Below are 26919 nucleotides of genomic sequence, written 5' to 3'. Positions count from 1 at the left end.
AAGGAGGATATATATGGTTATACATAAATGTTCAATATGTGGAAGAAAACATGTCAACTGTATAAAAATATTACAGTCTTATATATGTGTTAACTGTGAGAAAGAAATCTGTAAAGTGGTTACAGAAAAAGATGCAAATTATATAAATTATATAACAGGCATAAAGCATATATGGGCTAGATTTGTTTAGCTAAATAAGATTATTTAACTAAGGGGCGCCTCACAATAATTTGGGACAGTCCTTTTTATAATACAAACAGTTTTTTGGAGGACATTTATGAGGCCATTAAAAAGAGGATTAGAGAAATATAACGAGCATGTTAAAAATAGATTCCATATGCCTGGGCATAAAGGGAAACAACTGTATAAAATATCTGAAATTTATAAACTAGATGTTACAGAAGTAGAAGGAACAGATAATCTTCACAACCCAAAGAACATAATAAAAGATAGCCAAGATTATGTTTGTAGTGTGTATGGTGCAAAAAAGACATTTTACTGTATTAATGGGTCAACAGCTGGTATTTATGCGTCTATACTTTCAGTAACTAATCCAAATGACAAAGTACTAGTTCAGAGAAATTGTCATATAAGTGTATATAATGCAATGATATTAGGAAAGTTAAAGCCAACATATATATATCCAGAGTTGGATGAAGAGAATCAAATAGTAGGAAATATAAACTTAGAAGTTTTATCAAGTAAACTAAAGAGAGATAAAGAAATCAAAGCTGTAATCATTACCAATCCTTCATATTATGGTGTTTGTAATGATATACTAGAAGTTGTTAAAATAGTTCATAACTATGGCAGAATATTGATTGTAGATGAGGCACACGGGGCACATTTAAAGTTTCATAAAAAGTTACCGCTATCCTCAATAGATGCAGGTGCAGATATAGTAGTACAAAGTACACATAAGACACTACCAGCTTTAACACAAACATCACTCGTGCATGTGTGTTCAGATAGAGTAGATATCAATAAATTAAAGAAGATGCTAAAAATATATCAAACCACAAGCCCATCATACTTACTTATGACATCAATAGAAGAATCAGTAGAATACATGGACGAACATGGGAATGAGAAGTTAGAAAAGCTTCTATTAAGTATAGAAAAAGTAAAAAAAGATATAAAAAAGATAAAAGGAGTAGAAATATTCGATAAAAAAAAATCAAATAAAATATATGATTTTGATAATACAAAGCTGCTGATAAGCCTCATAGATTTAGGTATAACAGGGACTGAGTTAGAAGCTATACTAAATAAAGACTACGCATTGCAGGTAGAGATGTCGGATACCAACTATATACTTGCTATGGTTACTGTAAGTGATAATATTTGTGATTTATTAGCTTTAAAAAATGCAATACAAGATATAGCAAAAAATAAAGCAAAGCACAATAATAACCTAAAACCTATATACTTACAAAATAAGAAAAGTGAGATATGTGTTACTCCATACGAAGCGTTTTATACAGATAGCGAAAGTATTAAAATAGAAGATTCAGAGGGGAGAATATCTGCTGATTTTATAGTACCTTACCCTCCAGGGATACCTATACTTTGCCCGGGAGAGAAAATAAATCAAGAAATAGTAAAAGATTTGAATAAACTATACCGACATAATATACAAATACTCGGTGTAGATGAAGAAGGATTACAAGTAAAAGTGTTGAAATAATAACTAACGATAAATAAAAGCACATGGGAGGAATTATGAAAGGTATATTAATTGCAATAGATGCGGTAGATGGTAGTGGAAAAGAAACACAGAGCAAGAAACTGTATGAGAGATTATTAGAAGATGGTTATGACATAAAGAAGATACAGTTTCCTAATTACGAAAGTGAGTCATCATCATTAATTAAGATGTATCTCAACGGAGAATTTGGAGAAAATCCAAATGAAATCAGCCCGTATATTGCATCAACATTTTATGCGGCAGATAGATATGCCTCATATAAAACTATATGGGGTGATTATTACAATAATGGTGGAATAATACTTACCGATAGATATACAACAGGAAATATGGTACATCAAGCAGCAAAAATAAATGATAAAAAAGATAAGAAAGAATTTTTAGATTGGCTTCACAATCTAGAATACGATATATATGGTTTGCCAAAACCAGATTGTGTTATATTTTTAGATATGCCTGTAGAATACAGTAAAAAATTAATAAAAGATAGAGCAAATAAAATTAGTGGAAGCGTAGAAAGCAAGGATATACACGAAAGGAATGAATCTTATCTAGAATCATCATATTATAACGCTGTTGAAATAGCTAAAGATTATAATTGGAAAAGGATAGAATGTGTAAAAGATGAACAAATTAGAAGTATCGAAGATTTACATAGTGAAATATATTACTATGTAAAAAAGCTCATAGAAAGCAGACAATAACACATACTATTAAAAGAGCGTTAAGAATATCAAAAATTTGATATTTTATAAGAATAGCTGATATAATATAAGTAAGATAGCATAAAAATTTACAACCTATAATTATGTCAATTATAAAAGGAGAGGTGTTATTATGAAATTAGTTATAGCCATAGTACAAGATGATGATGCCCACAGATTGCTAGACGAATTAATGAAGAATAACTTTGGAGTTACAAAACTAGCTTCAACTGGTGGTTTTTTGAGAGCAGGCAATACAACATTGATTATAGGAGTTGAAAAAGAAAAAGTAAATGAAGTATTACAGATAATTAAAAAGCTATGTAAAAGCAGAAAACAAGTCACGTCATATCCTGCAACAACAGCTTGGTCTATGGGGAGTTACGTGCCTTATCCAGTAGAAGTTCAGGTTGGAGGAGCAACGGTTTTTGTTATTGATGTTGAACAATTTAATAAATTTTAAGAAGTATAATAAAATCATATAAGGGGAGAAGACCGATATGAAGGTTAGTGACGTTGTCAGCAAGGCTAATACCTTGGAAATAAAACAAAACGAATCAAATAAAAAACCAAAGAATATACAAAAGACATTTAAAGATGAGTTTTCAAAGCTAGGCGATATGTCAGTAAAAGAAAAACTTAGAGTTCTTTTAGAACAAATAGACATACAATCAGAAAGAATAGTTAAAAATGTAGATATCAAAGAAGTAATAGCATACAAAAAATTAGTATCAGAGTTTTTGAGAGAGTCTGTTGACTCTATGGTTAAATTTTCAAAGAATAGTTTTTTAGATAGAAGAGGGAGACATAGAGTCTACGCAGTAGTTAAAAAAGTTAATACACAGATGGAAGAGTTGACAAAAGAAGTTCTTAATAATGAGAAAGATAGAATAGATATAATGAAAAGGCTAGACGATATACGAGGTTTGATAATAGATATCTACATGTAAACTTAACAAATAGGAGATAAAAATGAACTATGATGATATAATAGGACATGAAAAAATAATAGCCCAGCTTAAAAATATAATAAAGAGCGGTAAAGTTGTACATGCATATTTATTTAGAGGGACAAAATCACTAGGTAAATTTACAACAGCAAAGATTTTTGCCAAGACACTACTGTGTAGCAAAAAAGGTGATACTCCATGTAATAGTTGTCCATCATGTATTAAATTTGATAGCTTAAACCATCCTGATTTCCATGTCATAAAAGCAGAAGGCAAAAGCATAAAGAAGGCGCAGATAGATAAAATACAAAGTAGCATTAATTTACTTCCGAATGAGGGAGATAAAAAAATCTATATAATTAAGGATGCTAACAACATGACAGTAGAAGCGCAGAACTGCTTTTTAAAGACATTAGAGGAACCGCCAAAACATGCTATTATTATAATGACCTGTGTAAATAGTTATAATTTATTAGAAACAATAGTATCAAGGATGCAGATATTCACTTTTTTTTCCTTAGAAGGAGAGAAGATAGAACATGCGTTAATTAACAAATATCAAGTAGAAAGAGAAGAAGCCAAGTTTATAGCATCATTTTCAAACGGAATAATGGGAATGGCGCTAAATGAATGTAGAACTGAGAAATTTAAAGAGTTAAGAAGTAATGTTATTTCACTAGTAGAGAGATTAATATCTAATAATGAATATAACATATTTAAAACAACAGAATTTTTCGTTGAAAACAAAGATAATTTAGAACAAACATTAGATATGCTTTTGATATGGCTAAGAGATTTGTTGATAATAAGCTTATCAAATCAGGGCATAAATAATATAATAATAAATAAAGATAAATTAGAAGTACTATATGAACAGTCATACCGTTTAACAAAGAATAGATTGACGGATATTATAGATATAGTGGAAGAAGCGAAATATAATATAAAAGCAAATGTTAATATTAAACTCAATATAGATGTTATGCTTCTGAAGCTACAGGAGGTATTATATGGTGAACGTAGTAGGTGTTAGATTTAAGAAAGCAGGTAAAATATATTACTTTGATCCAGTTGACACAAAAGCAAAAAAAGAAGATTATGTAATAGTGGAAACTGTCAGAGGTATAGAGTTTGGTCAAGTTGTAGTAGGACCAAAGACAATAGCAAAAGAAGAACTTGTTTCTCCACTCAAGAATGTTATAAGAGTTGCAAGTGATGAAGATATACAAAAACACAAAGAAAATAAGATGAAAGAAGCAGAAGCTCTAGAAGTTTGCTTAAAAAAGATAGAAGAGCATGGATTAAATATGAAGCTTATAGATGTAGAATATACCTTCGATAATAACAAAGTTATATTTTATTTTACAGCAGATGGACGAGTTGATTTTAGAGAGCTAGTTAAAGATTTAGCTGCAATATTTAGAACCAGAATAGAACTAAGGCAGATAGGAGTTAGAGATGAAGCAAAGATGATAGGTGGATTAGGAACATGTGGAAGACCACTATGTTGTTCGTTGTTTTTAGGAGATTTTGAACCAGTTTCAATAAGAATGGCAAAAGAGCAAAGTTTATCATTAAATCCAACTAAAATCTCAGGCATATGTGGAAGACTTATGTGTTGCTTAAAATATGAGCATGATACTTACGAACAGTCATTGAAGAAAATGCCATGCAATGGTTGCAAAGTAAAGTGTTGTTTAGGTAAAGGAGTAGTACTTGATACTAATCCATTATTAGAACAGGCAAAGGTAAAAGTAAAGATGCAAGATGGCTCAGATGAGATTCATACTATAAAAGTAGAAGACCTAGAAATAGAGGAATAAAGACATTAAAATAATCACTCACAAGTAATATTTTATACAGGATAGATTTATAAATAAAAAGCTTTTATAAATATAAGATACGTGTTAAAATAAATAAGAAGATTTTAAGAAATTTCTAAGGAGGTGTCTTTAATGGCTTATAAAATTGAAGATTCTTGTATAAGTTGTGGTGCTTGTGAGGCTGAATGTCCAGTTGGAGTTATCTCTGAAGGAGATGGCATATATGTAATAGATGCAGATGGCTGTATTGATTGTGGCGCTTGTGCTAATGTATGTCCAGTAGATGCACCAGTTCAAGAATAATTATGTACATCAAAAAAGACCCTATGAGGGTCTTTTAGATTTGATGACAAAGTCATCAAGATAGCAGACTTTAGTAAGAGTTCAATTTTAAGGCGTGTTCAAATTGAGTAGCAAAGCTTACTTAGAGGTAAGTGAGCAACGGAAATTTGAAGTCAACGCAGAAATTGGGCTTTTGTCTACAGTCTGAAAGACCCTAAGGGGGTCTTTTTTATAAACATGGATATAATAAATATAAAGTAACAAAGAGGTGTAAATATGCAGTTATATGAAAATGAAAGAATAGATGATCTACAACTAAAAGGCTTGAAGATAATACAAAATAAAGAAGGTTTTTGCTTTGGAATGGATGCCGTATTATTAGCTAATTTTACTACATTTAAAATGAATTCAAAATGTGTTGATTTGGGCACTGGAACTGGGATAATTCCACTAATATTATGGGGAAAAAGAAAACCACAGAGTATACAGGCAGTAGAACTACAGCCTAAAATCGCTGAAATGGCCCATAGAACGGTTGTGATGAACAAGCTTACTGAATATATAAAGATTCACAACATAGACCTTAAACAAGCTTATACAAGCTTAGGTATGCATAAATATGACGTGGTTACAAGTAACCCTCCGTACATGCCTGCAGGAACAGGAATAATAAATCCAAATGAAAGTAAGAGTATCTCAAGGCATGAGGTAAGATGTACAATAGAAGATGTAGTAAAATCAGCCAATAATCTACTTAAAAATGGAGGATCATTCTTCATGGTTCATAGACCTCATAGATTAGTTGATATAATAGAGATGTTAAGAAAATATAAACTAGAGCCTAAAATTATTAGATTTGTACACCCTAAAGTTGGTAAAAAACCCAATCTACTATTAATAAAAAGTATAAAAGGCGCAAAACCAGAGTTAAGATTATTAGACCCACTATATGTATACAAAGATGACGGGACGTATACCGAAGAGATTAAAGATATATACAGCAGCTTATAATAATATAGAAAAGGTGATATGATTGATTAAATTTGGCAAGCTATATATATGTGCAACGCCTATAGGTAACCTCAAAGATATAACATTTAGAGTACTAGAGACACTAAAAGAAGTTGATATCATAGCAGCAGAAGATACTAGACATACATTAAAACTACTAAATTATTTTGATATAAAAAAACCATTAATTAGCTATCATGAACACAACAAAGTAAAAATGGGGCCTAAAATCATAGAAAAGCTAGAAGCTGGACAGAACATAGCATTGGTATCTGATGCAGGAATGCCTGCTATATCAGATCCAGGAGAAGATTTAGTAAAACTTGCAATAGAAAGTAATATAGAAGTTGATGCATTACCTGGAGCAAGTGCATTTATAATAGCATTAACACTTTCAGGATTCTCAACAGAAAAATTTGTATTTGAAGGTTTCTTATCCAAAAAGAATAGAAAAAAAGAACTAGAACAGTTAAAAGTAGAGCATAGAACGATAATTTTATACGAAGCCCCTCATAGACTGTTAAATTTGTTAAAAGATATACTAACCGTATTAGGAAACAGAGCTATATCAATATCAAGAGAGCTCACAAAGAAATATCAGGAAGTATTTAGAGGGAATATAGAGCAGGCGATAGAGTATTTTAGCGCTCAAAACATAAGAGGTGAGTTCGTGATTATAATAGAAGGAAGATCAAAAGACGAACTAGAAGAATTAGAAAAAAGCTTTTGGAAAGACATGAGTATAAGGGAACATATAGAGTTGTACATAGAAAAAGGTTTTGCAAAAAAGGATGCTATAAAAAAAGTTGCAAAAGAACGAAATGTGCAGAAAAATGTAATCTATAAAGAAAGTTTAGACATATAAGGTGATATTATTTTTTAATTTTCGACAAAACAAAAGAGTTGCCTTAACAGCAACTCTTCTATTTTAATTATGTTCTAGTATTTTACGATAAATAAGTAATTATTTAAGTTCTTCTAAACAAGCTGGACAAATGTTTTTGCCTTTGAACTGCGTAACATCTTTAGCTTGTCCACAGAAAATACATGCAGGAGCATACTTTTTAAGTATGATTTGCTCTCCATCAACATAAATTTCTAACGCGTCTTTTACGGCTATGTCCAGTGTTCTTCTCAGTTCGATTGGAATAACAACTCTGCCTAGCTCATCTACTTTTCTAACTATACCTGTGGATTTCATAACGACATACCTCCCTATCATATTCAGTCAAGAATCGACATATTTCACTCACATTAAATATTAGCAGATATACCAATAAAAGTCAACATTAAAATGCAATATAGGCAATTTATTTTATTGCTTAAAATTTATTTTAAAAAATATTACAAAAATCAAAGATGCGTCATACACACGCCAATATATAGAAAATATTATCTGAAAATGTTATTGCTATGAAAATATAGAAACAAAAACATAAATAAAATTTTAAAAAGTTATAAACTTTTTTTTTATTAATATATTTAATATATAAAAATAATTTGGCAAAAGGAAGTGGCAATTTGATAAACAAAATATGGTTTTTTTTAATATTTATAGGAATCATAACTGCCATTTTGACTGGAAATATGGAAGCAGTAAACCAGGCAATATTGAATGACTCGCAAGAGGCAGTGAAATTTACAATAAGCCTAATAGGAATAATGTCTCTATGGCTAGGAATTATGAACATAGCAAAAAAATCGGGAATAATAACATTTCTTTGTAAGTTACTAAAACCAATCACAATGAAACTTTTTCCTAAGATACCACAAAACCATCCAGCGATGAATTTGATAGTAATGAATATGATAACAAATATGTTTGGGGCAGGGAATTCAGCTACAGCATTAGGTATTAAAGCTATGCAAGAGATGGACAAATTAAATCACAGAAAAAATACAGCAACAAATGCTATGTGTATGTTTTTAGTAATAAATATGTCATCAATACAGCTAGTACCATTAACAGTAGTAAAAATCAGATCAGATTTAGGAGCTAGTGATCCTACAGATATCATAGGGTCTGCATTAGTAGCAACGACAGTATCAACGATAGTTGCAATAATTAGTGTAAAAATATTAGAGAGGGGAGATAAATTATAAGTATATTAAATATAATATCAATATCAATAATACCAGCTATTATATCTCTAATACTAATACATGGTTACATCAAAGAAGTAAACCTATACGAATGCTTTATAGAAGGAGCAAAAGAAGGGCTAACAACGACTATTAAGATAATGCCGTATCTAATAGCCATATTTATCGCAATAGGGATATTTAAAAGATCTTCAGCTATGGATATACTGACTAATATGTGTTCTCCATTAACTAAGCTTATAGGTATGCCCAAAGAATTATTGCCATTAATCGTGATGAAGCCCATATCAGGAAGTGGCTCATTAGCATTAGTAAAAAATATCACACAAACATACGGCGCAGATTCTTTCATAGCAAGAGTAGCAGGAACAATGATGGGATCAGCAGAGACTATATTTTATACAATGGCTGTTTATTTTGGAGCAGTAGGGATTAAAAATACTAGACATACATTAAAAGCAGCTATGGTATCACATTTGGGAGCAGTAGTAGCATCCTTGGTTATATGTAATATGTTGTTTAAATAGAGCGGTTAAAATTCATAAAAAAGAGATTGTCAAATCTGACAATCTCATAGTTTTAGTATATAACCTGTATATTTTTAAAATACCTTAAAATATATATCGCAGACCATACTCTATTGTATGTGCCAAATTTATGTGGCCATCCACCATCAGATTCTTGACCTGAAACAAGCATCTTTATGGCAATATCTTTAGCTTGATTAGGTAAAGGAATATCATCGTCAATCATTCCAATAACTTGAGTTAATGAAAATTCCTCTGTATTAGGCATCAATATCCCCAAAGCCCAACCCATTATTTTTTTAGACTGATCAATATGAGGTAACATTGCAAAAGCACTAGAATATGCAATAGCAGACCAAAAATCATTACGTTTAGAAATCTCATCAAAATTCACTAGAAGATAATTAATAGCACTATCAATCATTCCTCTATCATTTTCATTTAATTTTATTAATCCTTTTAAGACCATACCTGTCTTATATTCTGTGTAAATACCCGGACCCATGTATCCAGGTATTTTAAACTTAAGCATTCCTTTGACATCATCCCACATTCCATTTTCTTTTTGAGTATTTTTCAAGTACATATAAGTTTCTTGATATAAAATCGTATCTTTTAGACCAAATTTTAACATAAGATTAAGGGCAACAGCAGTTGTAAAAGGAGAGCTAACATTGCCTTGATACTCAAATTCGAGACCATTAGCCCAACCGCCATCTTCATTTTGATACTTACTAAGTTCCTTGATTACATCTTCTTTTCCACTATCTGATTTAATGAAATTAAGACATGCTTTTTGCAGAGTAGTTCCGTTGGTTATTATATAATTTTCAGCTTTTTTAACTAATTCATTCATAACAAGACCTCCATTATTTAGTGTGAAATACATTGATTATGACAAATCTATGTTTTCTATGACTATAATAATAAGGCTTACAGTTACTGTAGAGTCAAGAGAAGTAAAAGTGTTTTTAAAGTACTAGTGTGATAAAATTATTTACAATAAGAAAACAAATATGAATATATGTGCCTAAATTAAAATACCAAGTAATTTCTAGGGGGTCAAGAAGTGTATAAAATGGCGATAGGTCCTAAAAAGATATTTATATTTTTACTATGTGTTATAAGCTTATTTGTGTTTTCTAGTTGTACAAATAATGTCTATAATTTGTCTTATAAGGAAATGGGATTCTTAGATAAAAATTTAAAGATTACTGATGCTAATAAATTTAATAATATTTTATACAAATATACTCTCAAAGACATAAAGCAAACTCTCTGTTATGATAGAATAGATGGTGTTGATTATGTTATTTCATATATCACTGTAGGTGATGAAAGTTATATTTTAGGGAGTTCGTTATATAGTAAAATAAATGATTTATCAAAAAGCTATCTTTTGTTAAGCAAGACTGATTTTAGAAGCAATACGAACCTGTACAAATTCAACGAGATTATAGGTGCTAATTATGTTAGAACATCATATTTAACAATCAAAGATAATATTCCAAATATAGTAATGACAATTGATGGTATGACTTACGAAAAAGATATTGATAATGATAAAAAATTAGAAACGATTTCTGAATATGGTACACCTGGTGTACAAACTACCATATATAAATGGGATTTTGAAAATGAGAGTGTAGAATACAGTTGCCTAAATGAAACCATTTTTAACTACAGTCCATCAGTTTATATAAATGATAAATCTCAAATAATAGCTTATATGGATGGTAAAGAACAATATTACATAATTAAAAATGGAAAATTACACAAGATTAGAAAAGGAAGTAATAAAGAATATTAACTAAATAAATTGGTTATTAATATTATTAAGTTATGATAATTTGTAAATATCTATAACTAAAATAGGAAATTACCCTTGACATTATATTTACATTGCAGTATATTTATCTTAAACTGACAACTGAATATGTAATGACATGGAAGGGAAGAGTAGATTTAAAATATGTCTTTAGAGAGCCAGAGGTGGTGAAAGCTGGTGGCAGACGTTAAATTGAAGATGGCCCCTGAGTTGTAAGGCTGAAAAAAAGTAGGCTTTATCGGTTGCGACCGTTAAAAAAGCAAGGTTATGATAGTAACCTATTAAGTGTTTTATCGTGAGATAAAACAAATTAGAGTGGTACCGCGAATATACTTCGTCTCTATTGACATATAGAGACGAAGTTTTTTTATTTTATAGTAAAGAGGAGGATATAAAATGAGTAAGAAAAAGTATTATGTTACAACGCCAATATATTATCCTAGTGGAAATCTCCACTTAGGGCATACGTATTGCACAGTAGCAGCGGATGCAATAGCTAGATACAAAAGAGTGCAGGGATATGATGTCAAATTCCTAACAGGAACGGATGAGCATGGTATGAAGATAGAGGAGGTTGCTAAGAAAAAGGGGCTAAAGCCAAAAGAGTATCTAGACGGTATTATAAAGACTGTTAAAGAGCTATGGAAGACACTTGATATTAGCTATGACTATTATATTAGGACAACAGATGAAAAACATAAAGAAATAGTACAAACAATATTCCAAAAGCTTTATGACAAGGGAGAGATATACAAGGGAACGTATGAAGGGCATTACTGTACTCCTTGCGAAGCATTTTGGACAGAAAGTCAGCTAGAAGATGGTAAATGTCCAGACTGTGGTAGGGAAGTAATATTAGCAAAAGAAGAAGCATATTTCTTTAAACTATCAAAATACCAAGATAGACTAATGAAGTTATATGAAGAAAATCCAGAATTTTTAGAACCTGCTTCAAGAAGAAACGAGATGTTAAACAATTTCTTAAAACCAGGATTAGAAGATTTATGTGTTACAAGATCGACATTTGATTGGGGAGTAAAAGTACCTTTTGATGATAAGCATGTAATTTATGTGTGGATAGATGCGCTTAGCAACTATATTACAGCTCTAGGTTATTCGACAGAAAACGATGAGGAATATAATAAATTTTGGCCTGCAAATGTTCATCTAGTAGGAAAAGAAATAGTGAGATTCCATGCTATAATATGGCCTGCGATACTGATGGCGCTAGATTTACCATTACCAAAAAAGATATTTGGTCATGGCTGGATATTATTTGAGAATGATAAAATGTCAAAATCAAAAGGAAACGTTATGTATTCAGAGCCGATAATAAAGCTTTATGGCATAGATGCACTTAAGTATTTCTTGCTAAGAGAGTTCCCATTTGGAAGTGATGGTTCATTTGCAAGAGAAAAATTCTTAAAGAGAGTTAACTCTGATTTAGCTAACGATTTAGGCAATCTAGTGAGTAGGACAGTTGCAATGGTGCAGAAGTACAATGATGGTATAATGCCACAACCATCTGTTAATGGTGAATATGACGATGGGCTTAAAGATTTGGCAGTATCTACACCTAATATAGTAGAAAAAAATATGGATGAATTTAACTTTAGCGTTGCACTAGAAAATGTTTGGAAGCTTATATCAAGAACAAACAAATACATTGATGAGACTATGCCTTGGGTGTTAGCAAAAGATGAAGCTCAAAAAGGTAGACTGGATACCGTACTTTATAATCTATGTGAAACACTAAGAATAATATCAGTGCTCATAAGACCGATTATGGAAAAAACTTCATTGAGTATACAAAGACAGCTTGGTATAGATAATGCTGAAATTACAAATTGGGAGTCAACAAAGCAGTGGGGAAGACTAAATGGTGGCATTAAAGTGAATAAAGAAGCTCCACTTTTCCCTAGACTTGACATAGAAAAAGAGCTAGAAAGATTAAGCATAGAAAATCAAAAATTCTTTGAATTGAAAAATGGAGTAAAACAAGAAACTAAAGAAGCAGAAGAAATAGAAGACTATATTACAATAGATGATTTCGATAAAATAGACCTAAAAATAGCAGAAGTCATAGAAGTAGAGAAACACCCTAAAGCAGATAAGTTATTAGTATTACAACTTAGTGTGGGAGAAGAAAAAAGACAGGTTGTATCAGGAATCTCTAAATACTATACGCCTGAGGACTTGATTGGTAAAAAAGTAATACTAGTTGCAAATCTAAAGCCTATAAAGCTGAGAGGAATAGAATCTCACGGTATGATATTAGCAGCAAGCAAAGGCAAAAAACTCACACTAGCTACAGTTTTAGAAGATATAAAAAGTGGAGCGAAAGTAAACTAGTGAGAGGAGTGAAAAAATGCTTATAGACAGTCATGCACATCTATGTGATAGTAGATTTGATAGAGATAGACACAAAGTAATAGCTGATTTGCAAAAAAATGATATAGAGTTAGTCATAAATCCAGGTTCAAACATAGCATCATCTGTAAAGGGAATATCACTTGCTAATAAATATGATAATATCTATGCGGCAGTAGGAGTACATCCTCATGAAGCAGAAGATGTAGATGAGGATACAATAAATTTACTAAGAAGCCTTAGTGAAAATGATAAAGTTGTGGCTATCGGCGAAATAGGGTTAGATTATTATTATGATAATTCACCTAGAGACATACAAAAACAATGGTTTGAAAGACAGATACAACTTGCAAATGAGGTAGGGTTACCCATAATAGTTCATGATAGAGATGCGCATCAGGATACACTTGATATTATTAAGAAGAATAGCAATAATGGAAAATTAACAGGTGTTATACATTGTTATTCTGGTGGAGTAGAGTTAGCCAAAGAGTATATTAAGCTAGGATTTTATATCTCATTTGCAGGACCAGTAACCTTTAAAAATGCAAAGACAGCAAAGCTTGTAGTAAAAGAAATTCCATTAGATAGAATATTGATAGAGACGGATTCGCCATATTTAACGCCACATCCGCATAGAGGAAAGAGAAATGAGCCACTTTACGTAAGCTATGTAGCTAGAGAAATTGCACAGTTAAAGGATATTTCTTTTGAAGAAGTGGCGAAGGTTACAAATGAGAATGTCAGAAGGTTATTTAGCATCTAAAATCACTTAAAACTACTTGGGACATATAATGTAATAAGTAGAAAGTAAAGGCTGTAGCCTATAGGAGTGATTAGATGAGTAAAGAACCAATCCAGATGCCTAGTAGAATGCCAATGAGAGAGATATATCCAGCAAAACCGGCAATGCCAATGAAACCAGTTTATCCGGCAAAACCAATTATGATGCCGCCTAAACCAGTTTATCCATCTAAGCCAATGAAACAGATGCCTATGATGATGCCAATGCCTATGATGATGCCAATGAATCCAATGTATTGTATGATGATGGTAATGGTTTGTCCAATGCCGATGATGCCACCAATGATGCCTGAGATGGAAATGGGTCCAGTTTGTGGTCCAGAAAAGAGAATGGAAATGGGTCCAATATGCAGGCCAAGATTTAGAATACCTAAGATGAGAAGACCAGCATACGGACCATATCATAAAACAAGATAAATTCTAATATGGCTAGGCAATAAAATGCTTAGCTATATTAGTATCTATTAGCAAAAAATGTATCCGATTTGACAATATATACTTTTTGTCATAAACTACAGTTTAACGACGGGAGGTATTATATGTTAAAAAAATACATATCAATAGCGAGTATGGCAATACTTACAGCAGTAGTATTGTATTTTGGAGATTATAAGGTCAATAATATAAAAATAATAGTAGATGGTGTGGAGCAAAATATAAGCACATATAAGAGTGATTTAAACGAAGTACTTAGAAGTAAAAACATAAAATTAAGAGAGAATGATTATATAAATGTAGACAAGCTTAGGCCAGTTGAAGATCAAAGTATAATTATAATAAAAACAGCAACTGAAATAAAAATCATTGTAGAGGGAAAAGAATATAACTATATAACTTATGCAGATACAGTAGAAGAATTGTTGAAAGAACGTAATATAAAATATGATACGGACGATATTATAAAGCCACAATTAAATAATAAAATAACAGAAGATATGGTGGTAAAAGTAGATAAAGTAAAAGAGAAAATTGTTACAACATATGACGAGATACCATTTGGATCAGAAATAAAATATAACAAAAAAATATATATAGGTCAGAAAAACATTCTGCAAAAAGGCAGTAATGGATTGACAGAAATAAAAAAGAAGCAAAGATATGTTAATGGTTTATTACAGTGTGAGGCATTGATAAGCAAAGTAAATACAAAGGAACCTATAAACGAGGTCATAGAAAAAGGTTCAAAACCAAAATTGGTAGTATCCAGAAGTGGTGTAAACTTTAAAAGATCAATAATAATGAAAGCTACAGCATATGATCTGACTTATGCAAGTACTGGAAAAAGACCAGGAGATAAACATTATGGGATAACTGCTTCTGGGATGAAAGCAAGAAGAGGAGTAGTTGCAGTTGACCCTAAAGTAATTCCACTAGGTACAAAGCTATATATAGAATCGTTAGATGGAAGTAAAAATTATGGATATGCTATAGCTGGAGATACAGGGAGTGCTATAAAAGGAAATAGGATAGATTTATTCTATGATGACCCCAACTTTGTTAAAAAATTTGGTGTAAGGAAAGTGAAGGTATATATAAAATAGCACTATACTTATTTAAAGAGGTGAAAAATTGATAAAGGAAATAATAGTAGTTGAGGGAAGAGATGACGTAGCTGCTGTAAAAAGAGCAGTAGATGCTGAGATGATAGTCACAAATGGTTTTGGATTTCCTGAGGATCTTTTGGATAGAATAAAAGAAGCTCACAAAAAGAAAGGTATAATAGTTTTTACAGATCCTGATTTTGCAGGAGAGAAAATAAGAAAGATTATATCAAGAGAAATAAAAAATTGTAAGCACGCATTTTTGCCAAGAGAAAAAGCTACAAAAGAGGGGAATATAGGTATAGAGAACGCTAGTCCAAAGGATATATTGGATGCTTTAAAAAACGCAAAGGCAGAAGTAGAATATGAGAGAAAAGAATTTACAATTGATGATATGGTATATTATAATCTAGTAGGTAATGATAATGCTTCCAAAAGAAGAACTGAGCTAGGTAAAATATTAAAAATTGGTAAATGCAATTCCAAACAGTTTCTAAAAAGAATAAATAATTACTTGATTACAAGAGAAGAACTAGAAGAAGCAATTAGGAGGTTATAATATGGAGGAAGATAAGCTTTATTCTCCAAAAGTACTAAAAGACATTATACAAAAATATGGATTCAGATTTTCAAAGGGATTAGGGCAAAATTTCTTGATAGACGGTAATGTTATATCAAACATTGTAGATGTAGCGGATATTACAGAAAATGATGAAGTCATAGAAATAGGGCCTGGAATAGGAACTCTTACAACAGAAATGTGTAAGAAGGCGAAAAAAGTACTAGCAATTGAAATAGACAATAGATTATTACCTATACTAGAAGAAACGTTAGGTAAGTATGACAACTTTAAAGTGATTAACAATGATGTGCTAAAACTAGATTTACATAGTGTATTAGAAGAGAACTTTACAGGAGATAGTGTGAAAGTAGTAGCAAATTTGCCATACTATATAACGACACCGATAGTAATGAAAATACTAGAAAGTAGAGTAAACATAAAAAAGATAGTTATTATGGTACAGAAAGAAGTAGCACAAAGACTAAAAGCAACCCCAGGAAGTAAGGATTATGGTTCTATATCTATAGCGACAGGATATTACGCAAAGGCAGATATAGCTCTAATAGTACCAAGAAATGTATTTATGCCAAAGCCTAATGTTGATTCTGCAGTAGTAGTGTTAGATGTATATGACAAACCTAAAGTAAAAGTAGAAGACGAAGAATTGTTTTTTAGAGTTATAAAGTCAGCATTTGCAAAACGGAGAAAAACACTGTTAAATTCATTGAGTTCGGGATTTATATCATTAAATAAAGATGAGGTTAAAGAAGTACTCACAAAGTGTGATATAAACCCAGGGCTTAGAGGTGAAGTATTGTCCATACAGGACTATGCAGATATCACAAATGCAATAGTTAAGAAGCAACAAACAAAATAATATTAATAACAAACGTGGATATGGAATAGTTGCCACGTTTTTTTATTTGGAACATTATGAAATTAAATCACAGGAATATATTCAAGCTTATAAGCATATATATTTCAAACAGATAATAATATCTAGCATATAAGATGTTGAAGCTATATAAAATCATAAAAATAGTAAAACATTTAAAAATTTACACATATATTAGTAATAAGTATGTAAAGGAGGATGGATAAATTGACAGATGCAGCTTATTTAAGAAAATTTATTATGCTCAAACCATATACAGCAGGACAAAATTTAAAAGGATATCTCAAATTAGAAGTTAGAAATGGTATAGGAAAAACTGAAATAAATGTAGATGGGTTTAAAAATATTAAAGAAGAAGACGTACTTAATGCGTACTTAATGGCAAAAAAACAAGAAGAAGTAGTTATGGCAAAAATAGGAGCAATTGATATCAGACAAAATGGTAAAGGAAACTTGAAGTGGGAATTTAACCCTAAATCAGTAGATGATACAGGCTTAGCAGTAGAAGATTTTGATGTAATACTTATAGAATCAGGTAAAAAGAACCACAGACTAGCAGATGTTAAACTAACTGGTGAGCTCAAAGAAACAGATGATGATTTAACAGGATTAGTAAATCAATTTAGCAGTCTAAAAAAATCAATGAATTTTGAGGAAAAAAATATTGAAGAGGAAGCTGTAAAAACTGATACGACATATAATACTGTAGATTATAATAAGCCAGATACAGTTGAAAAAGCTGACTCATTCAAACAACAAGATAATATTAACAATGAAAGTGAGCAACAACAAATTATTGAAAATAACCAGATACAGCATGCTGATGATATTGCTTTAGAGAATAAAGACGACATAAAGTATGCTGACCCAGAAAATGGGTATGACAAGATACAATTTGCTGATAAAGACGAAACGTTAGAGAATCAGCAAACGGAGGCAACACATCTGACAGAAGAAGGCATGGTTCATCCAAATGAGAGTAAAGAGACAACAGAGACAGATAATCATGAAACAGAAGTTAAATATCTAACAGAAGAAGATATGGTTAAAGAAGGAGAAAGCTCAGATGAGACTATAACTGCTGAGCAAGCTATAAATAATATTGGTAATGAATTACCTAGTGGTGATGAGAAGGAACTAGATTATAAAGCATTTGATGAAGAACATAAGCAAAATATAGAGAATTTTTATGGGTATTCAGTAAATAAAACATATAACTATATGCAAAATGCTCTTAATTACAAAGATCAAGTTTATTCATATACAAAAAATATACTTAAATTTTTTGAAAATGCAGATGTATTAAAGACTAGATTAGAAGGCTATAAATGGTGGAAAATAGAATATAGTAGTAAAGATAATTACTATAGAACATTTTTGCCGTTCCACAATTATATACTTAATAACAGTGTACCATATCCATCAATGTTCAATGTTACTCCAACCTATAAGCTTATTAAAAAATATAAACATTATATCTTTGGCATTATGAGAGTAAATAAAGATTTGAAATACTATGTTTATGGTATACCGGGAAGATTTACAAAAACAGAACAACCATATGGCGGTATGACCGGTTTTTGTACTTGGTGTCCTAGAAAAGGCTTAAATCGTGAAAAATTAGGATACTGGCTATTGCATATAGATTGCTTGACTGGAAGAAATGCTAGACCTCTAAAACCTACACCTCCAAGATAAATATGCAACATTTATAAAATTCTTGATTAAAACCATAGAATGAGGGTATTATAGAATTACCAAGGATTTTATATATTTAGGAGGTAATAAAATGGCTAAAGAAGTAATAGTATATTCAAGCAATACGTGTCCTCATTGCACAACTGCAAAGGAGTATTTGGCAGAGAGAGGGATTAGCTATATAGAAAAAAATGTTTCAACTGATCCTGCAGCTAAAAAAGAGCTAATTAAAAAAGGATTTATGGGAGTTCCAGTGATTATTGTTGGAGATCAAACAATAACTGGATTTGATAAGGAAAAGCTAGACGAATTATTATAAATAAGAAATAAACTAGCATTAAAAAATAAGGTGGCCTATTAAGTAATAGGACGCCTTATTTTTTTATAAAACTTATTTAATTCGTTAAAGTCTATATTACTCATTAAGAGCTTTAAGTATAGGTTCTAATTCTAAACCATGTACAATCGCAGCTTGTTCTAAAGTCTCCATTTGAGCAGAAGGACAACCAACACAACCCATACCAAATCTCATAAGAATTGGAATCGCATCTGGCTTTTTGCTTAATATTTCACCAATTAACATATCCTTAGTAATAGCCAAAGTAATACCTCCTTTGTTAGATATTCAATATAATAATAACATATTTAAACACTATATTGAACAAATATATCTAAAATTTTATTATTACAAATTAAATTAAATTTATTCAAATTTATATAGTGTTATTTTTTAAGTTTTCTTTTAATTAAATCATTTAATATTTGACTGCAGTCAGCACAATCTGTAATATCAACGTTGCAGCATGGATTAACATGTACCATTACATCTTTTGCATTTATATTGTTATATACAATATTCTCAACATCCTCAGCTATTTTATGTCCCATTGCAACAGTGATATTGGGGTTTACAGCTATAATTACGTCTACAAAATATTGGCTTCCATGTTTCCTAGCTTTTATATCATTAATAGTGCGCACACCTTCATGAGCAATAATCTTGTCTATAAGAGAAGATAGTATTTCAGTATCAAGAGATGTATCCATCAATTCTTCATAACTGCTTTTGAAAATATCAAATCCAGCTTTTATAACAATAATGCTTACAATAACACCAGCTATAGGATCTAGAATACTAAAACCTAATCTAGAGCCAATTATGCCGATTAATGCTCCAATAGATGATAGTGCATCTGATCTGTGATGCCAAGCATCTGCAATCAAAGCAGTACTTTGAATTTTTTTACCAGTATTTATAGCTATTCTAAATTGTACTTCTTTAATTATAATGGATAAAACAGCAGCTACAATAGCTAGATTACCTGGCTTTATATCAGAGGGATTAATTATCAATTTAATAGAAGAATAACAGATATTAATACCTACAGCAATCAAAATCAATGATAGTATTAAAGCAGAAATAGATTCAGCTTTTTCATGACCATATTGATGGTCAATGTCTCTAGGTTTTTTTGCAATAATCAGACCTATAATAAGACCAATAGAGCTAAAAACATCGGATATAGTATGTATACCATCAGCAATTAAAGCATTAGAATTGTAAACAAAACCAACGATAACCTTGAATGCTCCTAAAATAATATTTAGAAAAACAGTTATCCACATAACTCTTTGTCCTTGTTCATATCTTGTAGAATGCATTTTTTCACCTCTCAAACAATCATACAAAAATATATTCCTGTATATTACATATTATCATCAAATCGGTCAAAAATAAAATAGATTAAACAAAAATAATTTAAAAGATAAAAAAGTGGGTATATAAAAAACAAGAAAATCCATAAAATTATTGATTAAATATTGGAGGTATTAATGTGAAAGTTCAAATTACTGATAAAGCAACAGAGATGTTAAAAGAGCAGTTAAGTAATAAAGCAAGTAATGAAGAGATCAGAATATATATAGCTGGTATTGGATGAGGTGGCCCAAAATTTGGGATTGCTTTGGATGAGCAAAAAGAAAATGATGATAGCTGTGAAAATGAAGGTATTAAATTTATCGCTGACAATGAAATGCTAAAGAATTATCCAGCATTTAATATTGATTATGTTAATAACTGGCTTAAAAAAGGATTTCATATAGTAGCAGGAAATAATAATAGTTGTAGAGGATAAAGAAATAGAGTATAATATATGCAGTAGTGATAATGATTATCAAAGTAAGATACATCCACATATTCAAGGGCTATCATTTGATAGCCCTAAAAAGGAGTAGAAAACTATGAGTAAAAAAACTATTGTAATAAGAATCACCAATATGACATGAGCATCATGTGCAAAGAGGATAGAGGATGCTCTATCAAAGAAAAATGGGATATTAAAAGCAGAAGTAAATCTTTTGTCAGGTAATGCTTCCATAACATATGATGAAGATACCATAAATGTTGCTGAAATAATAGATACTATTAAAAAAACAGGATATAAAGTCGAGGATGACAAGATAGTACTTAACATAAAAGGAATGAGTTGCTCAGCGTGTGCAGCTAGAATAGAACAAGTATTAAAAACAAAGCAGGGGATAACACAGGCTAGCGTTAACTTACCACTAAATAGAGCGGTGGTTTACTATAACCAGAGTTTAATTGACAGATCACAAATCATAGATGAAATCAATGCAGTTGGATTCTCAGCAACTGAGTACTCAGATTTAGAAATAGATAGCATAGATGAAAACAGAAACAAAGAAATAAAAAATTTAAAAATTCAATTAATAATAGCAATCGTATTTAGTTTGCCACTGTTCTCAGCTATGTTTTTTAATATGGCAGGTATAAATACTATATTATCTAACGGATATTTTCAATTAGCACTAGCTACTGTTGTTCAATTTTATGTAGGCAGGAGGTTCTTTTTAGGTGCATACCATTCTCTAAAGGGTGGAGGAGCAAACATGGATGTGTTAGTAATCACTGGAACTCTATCGGCTTATTTATATAGTGTTTATAGCGTATTTAAAGGCTTGAATGAGTATTATTTTGAGGCTAGTGCCGTTATAATCACGCTAGTATTACTCGGTAAATACTTAGAAACAGTAGCAAAAGGAAAGACATCAGAAGCAATTAAGAAACTAATGGATTTGAAAGCAAAAACAGCAAGAGTAATAAGAGATAATATTGAAGTTGAAATACCAATAGAAGAAGTAACAAAAGGAGATATTATAGTAGTTAGACCCGGCGAAAAAATACCAGTAGACGGAATCATTAAGCAGGGAAACTCTTCAATTGATGAGTCAATGCTAACGGGAGAAAGTGTGCCTGTTGACAAAGAAGCAGGAGACATAGTAATAGGTGCAACCATAAACAAATATGGAAGCTTTAAATATGAAGCAACGAAGATAGGTAAAGATACAGCATTAGCCAAAATAATTAAGCTAGTAGAAGATGCGCAAGTATCAAAAGCTCCTGTACAAAGACTTGCAGATAAAATTGCTGGAGTATTTGTCCCTACAGTTGTAACAATAGCAATAATAACATTTATAGCAACTTATATATACACAGGAGTGTTTTCGAGGTCATTAATACATGCAGTAGCAGTATTAGTAATAGCTTGTCCTTGTTCACTTGGGTTGGCAACACCAACTGCCATAATGGTGGGCACAGGTAAAGGAGCAGAGAATGGTGTGTTGATAAAGGGTGGCGAATATTTAGAAAAGGCTCATAAATTAGAAGCCATAGTGTTAGATAAGACAGGAACAATAACAAAAGGCAAACCAGAGTTAACAGATATAAAACCAATAGGCTCTCAAGAGGATGAACTTCTATTGATATCAGCTAGAGCTGAGTTATTGTCAGAGCATCCACTGAGCAAGGCAGTTATAGAAAAAGCAAAGGATATGAATATAGAGTTAGAAGAACCAGAAGAGTTTAAAGCTATACCTGGTAAAGGAATAGAGAGTATAGTAGATGGTGTTAACATAGTGATAGGCAATAGGAAGCTTATGGAGATGAAAGATATAAATATAGATGCTGTTTCTAAGGATATAACAGAGTTACAAAATCAAGGCAAAACAGCGATTATAGTGGCAAAAGAAGGTCAGGTAATAGGGACTTTGGGTATAGCGGATGTTATAAAGAAAAGTTCGAAACAAGCAATAGAGGATATGAAAAATATGGATATTGAAGTATACATGCTAACAGGCGATAATGAATTAACAGCTAAAACAATAGCTAAGCAAGTAGGAATAGATAATATCATTGCAGATGTATTACCACAAGATAAATCAAACATAGTAGAAAAGTTAAAACAAGAAGGCAAAACGGTTGGTATGGTAGGAGATGGGATAAATGATGCGCCAGCACTTGCTATAGCAGATGTAGGGTTTGCAATAGCAGCCGGAGCAGATGTAGCAGTAGAAGCTGCTGATATTACGCTCATGAGAGGCGACCTGAATGATGTTTTGTTAGCGATAAATTTAAGCAAAAGAACTATGAGAACAATCAGGCAAAATCTTTTTTGGGCATTTATATACAATGTAGCAGGGATACCGCTAGCAGCTCTTGGATTTCTTAACCCGATGATAGCTGGTGGAGCAATGGCTTTTAGCTCAGTGTCAGTGGTGTCTAATTCTCTGAGATTAAAAAAATATAAACTTAGAAGATAGAACAAGAATAATTTAGCAAACTAAATTACTTGAAAATCAGTAAGTAATAGAATAAAATATAAACAAGCAAATAAAAGCCCTTCTTTATTACGTGAAGGGTTTTTTATAAGTTATATAATAATTTTTGGAATGTTATATATAATTTTGCTCATAATAAATAATATTAGAAATTCAATAGATTAGTTAACAAAGGAGTGATGGAAATGGATGAAGGGCCTGGATTATATTGCTTTAACAAAAACTTAATAAAAAGATCTGTAGGCAAATTTATTTTCATGATTCCTGATCATCTAACTAGATTTGTCTATAGGTAAAAATCTATATTAGAGGTGATAACAATGCTAGATATATATAAAACTATAGACAATAATCTAATTAAGATGGATTCGTTTGATGAAAAGTGTTGGATTAATTTAATAAACCCAACACCAGAAGAAATAGACAAAGTAGCAACTGAACTTGAGGTTGATATTGATTTTTTAAAGGCACCACTTGATGATGAGGAAAGTTCAAGGATTGAAATTGAAAATAACCAAATATTTATTTTAGTCGATGTCCCTGTAGTGGAAAAAGAAGACGATTCTTATGTCTATTACACACTTCCATTAGGTATTATACTATTAGAGAAGAAGATTATTACAATATGTTTAAAAGAAAACTATGTAATTAATCAATTTGTTAAAAATAGAGTTAAAAACTTTTATACATTTAAAAGAAATAGATTTCTATTACAGTTACTGTTTAGAATATCTTCAATATATCTAATTTATCTTAAGCAAATTGATAAAATGAGTAGTAATATAGAAAAACAGTTACACAAATCTATGAAAAATAAAGAATTAATACAGCTCCTAGACTTAGAAAAAAGCTTAGTGTATTTTTCTACATCACTTAAAGCTAATGAAATAGTATTAGAAAAGATTCTTAAGCTTGAAGTAGTAAAACTATATCCAGAGGATCAGGATTTACTAGAGGACGTTATAATAGAAAATAAGCAGGCAATAGAGATGGCTACAATATACAGCAATATACTAAGTGGTATGATGGATGCTTTTGCATCAGTTATATCAAACAACCTTAATATTGTGATGAAAGTGTTAACATCTATAACTATAATAATGGCAATACCGACGATGTTTGCAAGTTTCTATGGAATGAATGTGACTCTGCCAATGCAAAATTCACCATATGCTTTTGCTGTTATAGCTACCATGTCAGTGCTGTTTTCAGCTATAGCATTTGTGTTTTTATTAAAGAAGAATATGTTTTAACATAAGACGATGACTTTGTCGTCAACCTAAGAGGATGTCTAAAATGCATCCTTTTTTTTATATTATCAAATCATTTAACTTTCACGAAAAGCAATGTGCAACATACTATATTATATGTAGTTTATACACTATTAAAAAGGTGTGTAAGTAATCTGGAATAATTAAGGGACTGCTTAAGGATGATAATATCTTAAGACAGCCCCTATAGAATTATAGCTACAAAAATATAATAAGAGCCTATTTCGGATTATCTCACTTGATTTTACATGTAAGGGGGAAATAGCTTGTATTTTGATAATGATATTTATTTAAGAGTTTTTGATATATATAGAAATGAAGTAGTAACAAAAAAATTGAATATAGTCATGGAATCAGTTCTAGCATTACAGGTTGATTTAAATTTTGGTTTAGATTTTATAAAATTACAGTCAATAATAGTTAGGACCAACTTGCTTCGTAAAATGCAGTTATATGGAGGGAAGAGGTGCCATAAATATAGTAACTGTGATATATGTAACAGCGGTCACTGTATAGATTATATGACGCATGATTCAATGAAAAAGTTGTGGAAAAAAGACTATGAGAAAAACATAGCCATACTAAAAGAAGCAATAAAAGCAACAGATGGCTATATAGTAACATATGAGGGCAAGCCTATAGACGCAAGGTTTAATTATACATGTGGTGGAGGAACAGAAAATTCGGAGAATGTAATAAATAATAAAGTTAGTTATTTAAGAAGAGTCTTATGTGATTATTGTAAAGATTCGCCACATTGGATGAAAATAAAAGAACTAGAAATCACAGAAATAGAAAAAAAGCTTGGAGTACTATTTGTGAAAGGGAAAACCATAAAAGATAGCTCTATAATGGAAGGGTATATAGACGAAATAAATAGAGATGAAACAGGTAGGGTAGCAAATTTAAAAATCGGTGGCAAATATTTTGACGGACTAGAGGTAGCGAGGCAATTGGGCTTAGAATCCACGAGATTTACCGTAGCACCCTCAACAATAAAGTTCTTGGTACGTGGTAAAGGTGATGGGTTAGGTTTATGTCAATGGGGCGCTAAAGAGATGCTGAGCAGAGGATTCTCTATAGAAGAAGTATTGCGTTACTACTATACAGGAGTAGATTTAATCAAAATAAATAAACCTAGCAAAGAAAAACCACTCCAAAGCAAAATTATAGTACTAGACGCTGGGCATGGAGGAGAGGATTCAGAGGATGCTTATGGGTTCAATGGTATTAGGGAAAAAGATATAGCACTGAATATGGTTAAAAGCCTAAAATCAATATTAGAGGATTTGGGAGTAAAAATATATTTAACTAGAGATAAAGATGAATTTGTATCATTAAAACAAAGAGTAAATTTTAGTAACCAAATAAGGCCTCATTTTTTTATTAGCATTCATTTAAATAGCATAAAGAATAAGAGTGTTAAAGGTAGTGAAGCTTATCATTACAGAGATGATGAAGAGAGTAAAAAATTGGGTAAAATAGTATTGAAAAAATTAAACGAAGAGCTTAATGTGACCAACAGAGGTGTTAAAAGTGCGGATTTTTATATGCTGAGAGAAATAGGAGTTAGTGCGCTTCATTTAGAGGCAGGGTATCTTTCAAACGAAGAGGAGACGATTAAATTTACAAAACAAGACTATATTAACAAATACGTTAAGGTCATTGCGGAGTCATTAGTAGAATATTTTTTGTATTAAAACGAGAAATTAGACAATAATAAGAATATGAGAGATTAAGAGGATAAAGCAAATATTTTATTAAAATCAGCGTATATCTAAAAAAAAATATTTGACAATACATGCTATATAATAGTATAATAATTATTTATAGTTGACAATCATTAGTAAGTATGGTATCATAAATATAATGGATTATGTATGTTGAACTGAAAGAAGGTGATTGTTTGGCTAATAGAGAGAACTTAGCAAGAAGAAGCAATTTAGAAGAGATCAGAGAAAACGTAAAAGGTTACATTGGCGAGAAAGTTAGACTAAAAGCTAATAAAGGCAGAAAAAGGACCACAGTTAGAGAAGGCGTATTAGAAAATGCATATCCAAGTATATTTGTTGTTAAAATAAAGGGCGGATACAACTCTGTAAGAAGAGTATCATATAGTTATTCAGATATTTTGACCGAGACAGTGGAAGTAGTAATTTGTAAAGAAGAAAAAAAAATTCAGATATGTTAGTGGTGGGCCGTCG

29 protein-coding genes, 2 pseudogenes and 1 other annotated feature are annotated in these 26919 nt (G+C 31.0%); of the genes and pseudogenes, 27 read left to right on the top strand and 4 right to left on the bottom strand.

Going from position 1 to position 26919, the window contains the following annotated elements:
• The first annotated feature begins 13 nt into the window (after nt 1–13).
• The 10 genes and pseudogenes from P3X86_RS17350 (at nt 14) to rsmI (ending at nt 7343) form a co-directional block, all read left to right on the top strand.
• Nucleotides 14–190 (top strand): sigma factor G inhibitor Gin, encoded by a 177-nt coding sequence (locus P3X86_RS17350; protein WP_483293990.1) that lies wholly within the window; start codon nt 14–16, stop codon nt 188–190.
• 87 nt (nt 191–277) lie between these two features.
• Nucleotides 278–1687 (top strand): aminotransferase class I/II-fold pyridoxal phosphate-dependent enzyme, encoded by a 1410-nt coding sequence (locus tag P3X86_RS17345; protein ID WP_483293989.1) that lies wholly within the window; start codon nt 278–280, stop codon nt 1685–1687.
• Between the two features lie 35 nt (nt 1688–1722).
• Nucleotides 1723–2412 (top strand): dTMP kinase, encoded by a 690-nt coding sequence (locus P3X86_RS17340; protein ID WP_483293988.1) that lies wholly within the window; start codon nt 1723–1725, stop codon nt 2410–2412.
• 133 nt (nt 2413–2545) lie between these two features.
• A complete protein-coding gene (locus P3X86_RS17335; RefSeq protein WP_483293987.1) occupies nt 2546–2875 on the top strand; it encodes a cyclic-di-AMP receptor in 330 nt (109 codons plus the stop codon).
• 37 nt (nt 2876–2912) lie between these two features.
• Nucleotides 2913–3362, top strand: coding sequence for a YaaR family protein (locus P3X86_RS17330; protein ID WP_483293986.1), 450 nt, complete (start codon nt 2913–2915; stop codon nt 3360–3362).
• A gap of 22 nt (nt 3363–3384) precedes the next feature.
• Entirely contained in the window at nt 3385–4395 is a 1011-nt protein-coding gene (locus tag P3X86_RS17325) for a DNA polymerase III subunit (RefSeq protein WP_483293985.1), read from the top strand.
• Nucleotides 4373–5176, top strand: a pseudogene (locus P3X86_RS17320) (PSP1 domain-containing protein); the annotation flags it as partial. The gene P3X86_RS17325 and the pseudogene P3X86_RS17320, both read left to right, overlap by 23 nt.
• 141 nt (nt 5177–5317) lie before the next feature.
• Nucleotides 5318–5488: a DUF362 domain-containing protein gene (locus P3X86_RS17315; RefSeq protein WP_483293984.1), complete on the top strand. Its 171-nt coding sequence runs from the start codon at nt 5318–5320 to the stop codon at nt 5486–5488.
• 255 nt (nt 5489–5743) lie between these two features.
• Nucleotides 5744–6478: a tRNA1(Val) (adenine(37)-N6)-methyltransferase gene (locus P3X86_RS17310; RefSeq protein WP_483293983.1), complete on the top strand. Its 735-nt coding sequence runs from the start codon at nt 5744–5746 to the stop codon at nt 6476–6478.
• Between the two features lie 22 nt (nt 6479–6500).
• The gene (gene rsmI, locus P3X86_RS17305; RefSeq protein ID WP_483293982.1) at nt 6501–7343 is read left to right on the top strand and encodes a 16S rRNA (cytidine(1402)-2'-O)-methyltransferase; all 843 of its coding nucleotides are present in this window, start codon (nt 6501–6503) and stop codon (nt 7341–7343) included.
• Between the two features lie 99 nt (nt 7344–7442).
• On the opposite strand, the gene P3X86_RS17300 is transcribed toward rsmI, so the two are convergent.
• A complete protein-coding gene (locus tag P3X86_RS17300; RefSeq protein ID WP_483293981.1) occupies nt 7443–7679 on the bottom strand; it encodes an AbrB/MazE/SpoVT family DNA-binding domain-containing protein in 237 nt (78 codons plus the stop codon).
• 320 nt (nt 7680–7999) lie between these two features.
• On the opposite strand from P3X86_RS17300, the gene P3X86_RS17295 reads away from it, so the two are divergent.
• Together P3X86_RS17295 and P3X86_RS17290 are read left to right on the top strand one after the other, a co-directional pair.
• A complete protein-coding gene (locus P3X86_RS17295; RefSeq protein ID WP_483293980.1) occupies nt 8000–8581 on the top strand; it encodes a nucleoside recognition domain-containing protein in 582 nt (193 codons plus the stop codon).
• Nucleotides 8582–8721: 140 nt separating this feature from the next.
• Complete coding sequence (locus P3X86_RS17290; RefSeq protein ID WP_483293979.1) at nt 8722–9108, top strand: nucleoside recognition domain-containing protein; 387 nt, start codon at nt 8722–8724, stop codon at nt 9106–9108.
• A gap of 52 nt (nt 9109–9160) precedes the next feature.
• Here the strand turns inward: P3X86_RS17290 and P3X86_RS17285 are convergent, their stop codons facing one another.
• On the bottom strand, nt 9161–9964 hold the full coding sequence (locus tag P3X86_RS17285) for a prenyltransferase/squalene oxidase repeat-containing protein (RefSeq protein ID WP_483293978.1): 804 nt from the start codon (nt 9962–9964) through the stop codon (nt 9161–9163).
• A gap of 213 nt (nt 9965–10177) precedes the next feature.
• Between P3X86_RS17285 and P3X86_RS17280 the strand changes: the two genes are divergently transcribed.
• From P3X86_RS17280 to P3X86_RS17240, 9 genes are all read left to right on the top strand, one after another.
• Nucleotides 10178–10918, top strand: a complete 741-nt coding sequence (locus P3X86_RS17280) for a hypothetical protein (protein ID WP_483293977.1) — start codon at nt 10178–10180, stop codon at nt 10916–10918.
• Nucleotides 10919–11046: 128 nt separating this feature from the next.
• Nucleotides 11047–11281: a binding site (T-box leader), on the top strand.
• 51 nt (nt 11282–11332) lie between these two features.
• Complete coding sequence (gene metG / locus P3X86_RS17275) at nt 11333–13288, top strand: methionine--tRNA ligase (RefSeq protein WP_483293976.1); 1956 nt, start codon at nt 11333–11335, stop codon at nt 13286–13288.
• A 16-nt stretch (nt 13289–13304) separates the two neighbouring features.
• Nucleotides 13305–14072: a TatD family hydrolase gene (locus P3X86_RS17270; protein WP_483293975.1), complete on the top strand. Its 768-nt coding sequence runs from the start codon at nt 13305–13307 to the stop codon at nt 14070–14072.
• A 74-nt stretch (nt 14073–14146) separates the two neighbouring features.
• A complete protein-coding gene (locus P3X86_RS17265; protein WP_483293974.1) occupies nt 14147–14527 on the top strand; it encodes a hypothetical protein in 381 nt (126 codons plus the stop codon).
• Between the two features lie 122 nt (nt 14528–14649).
• Nucleotides 14650–15651, top strand: coding sequence for a 3D domain-containing protein (locus P3X86_RS17260; protein ID WP_483293973.1), 1002 nt, complete (start codon nt 14650–14652; stop codon nt 15649–15651).
• Nucleotides 15652–15679: 28 nt separating this feature from the next.
• Nucleotides 15680–16210, top strand: coding sequence for a ribonuclease M5 (gene rnmV / locus P3X86_RS17255; RefSeq protein ID WP_483293972.1), 531 nt, complete (start codon nt 15680–15682; stop codon nt 16208–16210).
• Nucleotide 16211: 1 nt separating this feature from the next.
• Nucleotides 16212–17090 carry a 16S rRNA (adenine(1518)-N(6)/adenine(1519)-N(6))-dimethyltransferase RsmA gene (gene rsmA, locus P3X86_RS17250; RefSeq protein WP_483293971.1) on the top strand — a complete coding sequence of 293 codons (879 nt, stop codon included), beginning with the start codon at nt 16212–16214 and terminating at the stop codon, nt 17088–17090.
• A gap of 216 nt (nt 17091–17306) precedes the next feature.
• Nucleotides 17307–18806, top strand: a complete 1500-nt coding sequence (locus tag P3X86_RS17245) for a hypothetical protein (RefSeq protein WP_483293970.1) — start codon at nt 17307–17309, stop codon at nt 18804–18806.
• 91 nt (nt 18807–18897) lie between these two features.
• Nucleotides 18898–19125, top strand: coding sequence for a glutaredoxin family protein (locus P3X86_RS17240; protein ID WP_483293969.1), 228 nt, complete (start codon nt 18898–18900; stop codon nt 19123–19125).
• A 96-nt stretch (nt 19126–19221) separates the two neighbouring features.
• Here P3X86_RS17240 and P3X86_RS17235 read toward each other — a convergent pair whose 3' ends face one another.
• On the bottom strand, nt 19222–19407 hold the full coding sequence (locus tag P3X86_RS17235) for a DUF1858 domain-containing protein (RefSeq protein WP_483293968.1): 186 nt from the start codon (nt 19405–19407) through the stop codon (nt 19222–19224).
• A gap of 122 nt (nt 19408–19529) precedes the next feature.
• On the bottom strand, nt 19530–20468 hold the full coding sequence (locus P3X86_RS17230) for a cation diffusion facilitator family transporter (RefSeq protein ID WP_483293967.1): 939 nt from the start codon (nt 20466–20468) through the stop codon (nt 19530–19532).
• Nucleotides 20469–20770: 302 nt separating this feature from the next.
• Between P3X86_RS17230 and P3X86_RS17225 the strand changes: the two genes are divergently transcribed.
• The 6 genes and pseudogenes from P3X86_RS17225 to P3X86_RS17200 all read left to right on the top strand — a co-directional run bounded on the left by P3X86_RS17225 (nt 20771) and on the right by P3X86_RS17200 (nt 26906).
• The gene (locus P3X86_RS17225; protein WP_483293966.1) at nt 20771–20941 is read left to right on the top strand and encodes a hypothetical protein; all 171 of its coding nucleotides are present in this window, start codon (nt 20771–20773) and stop codon (nt 20939–20941) included.
• Nucleotides 20942–21104: 163 nt separating this feature from the next.
• Nucleotides 21105–21440: pseudogene (locus tag P3X86_RS17220) on the top strand (heavy-metal-associated domain-containing protein); the annotation flags it as partial.
• 135 nt (nt 21441–21575) lie between these two features.
• On the top strand, nt 21576–23426 hold the full coding sequence (locus tag P3X86_RS17215) for a copper-translocating P-type ATPase (RefSeq protein WP_483294046.1): 1851 nt from the start codon (nt 21576–21578) through the stop codon (nt 23424–23426).
• A gap of 338 nt (nt 23427–23764) precedes the next feature.
• On the top strand, nt 23765–24697 hold the full coding sequence (locus P3X86_RS17210) for a magnesium transporter CorA family protein (RefSeq protein ID WP_483293965.1): 933 nt from the start codon (nt 23765–23767) through the stop codon (nt 24695–24697).
• A gap of 284 nt (nt 24698–24981) precedes the next feature.
• Nucleotides 24982–26415 (top strand): N-acetylmuramoyl-L-alanine amidase, encoded by a 1434-nt coding sequence (locus P3X86_RS17205; protein WP_483293964.1) that lies wholly within the window; start codon nt 24982–24984, stop codon nt 26413–26415.
• A 251-nt stretch (nt 26416–26666) separates the two neighbouring features.
• The gene (locus P3X86_RS17200; RefSeq protein ID WP_483294045.1) at nt 26667–26906 is read left to right on the top strand and encodes a Veg family protein; all 240 of its coding nucleotides are present in this window, start codon (nt 26667–26669) and stop codon (nt 26904–26906) included.
• Nucleotides 26907–26919: the final 13 nt, after the last annotated feature.

This window comes from Abyssisolibacter sp. ZYX002 (assembly GCF_056892235.1).
The sequence above is the reverse complement of the archived record's forward strand: the minus strand, read 5'-3'. Positions and strand labels throughout refer to the sequence as shown.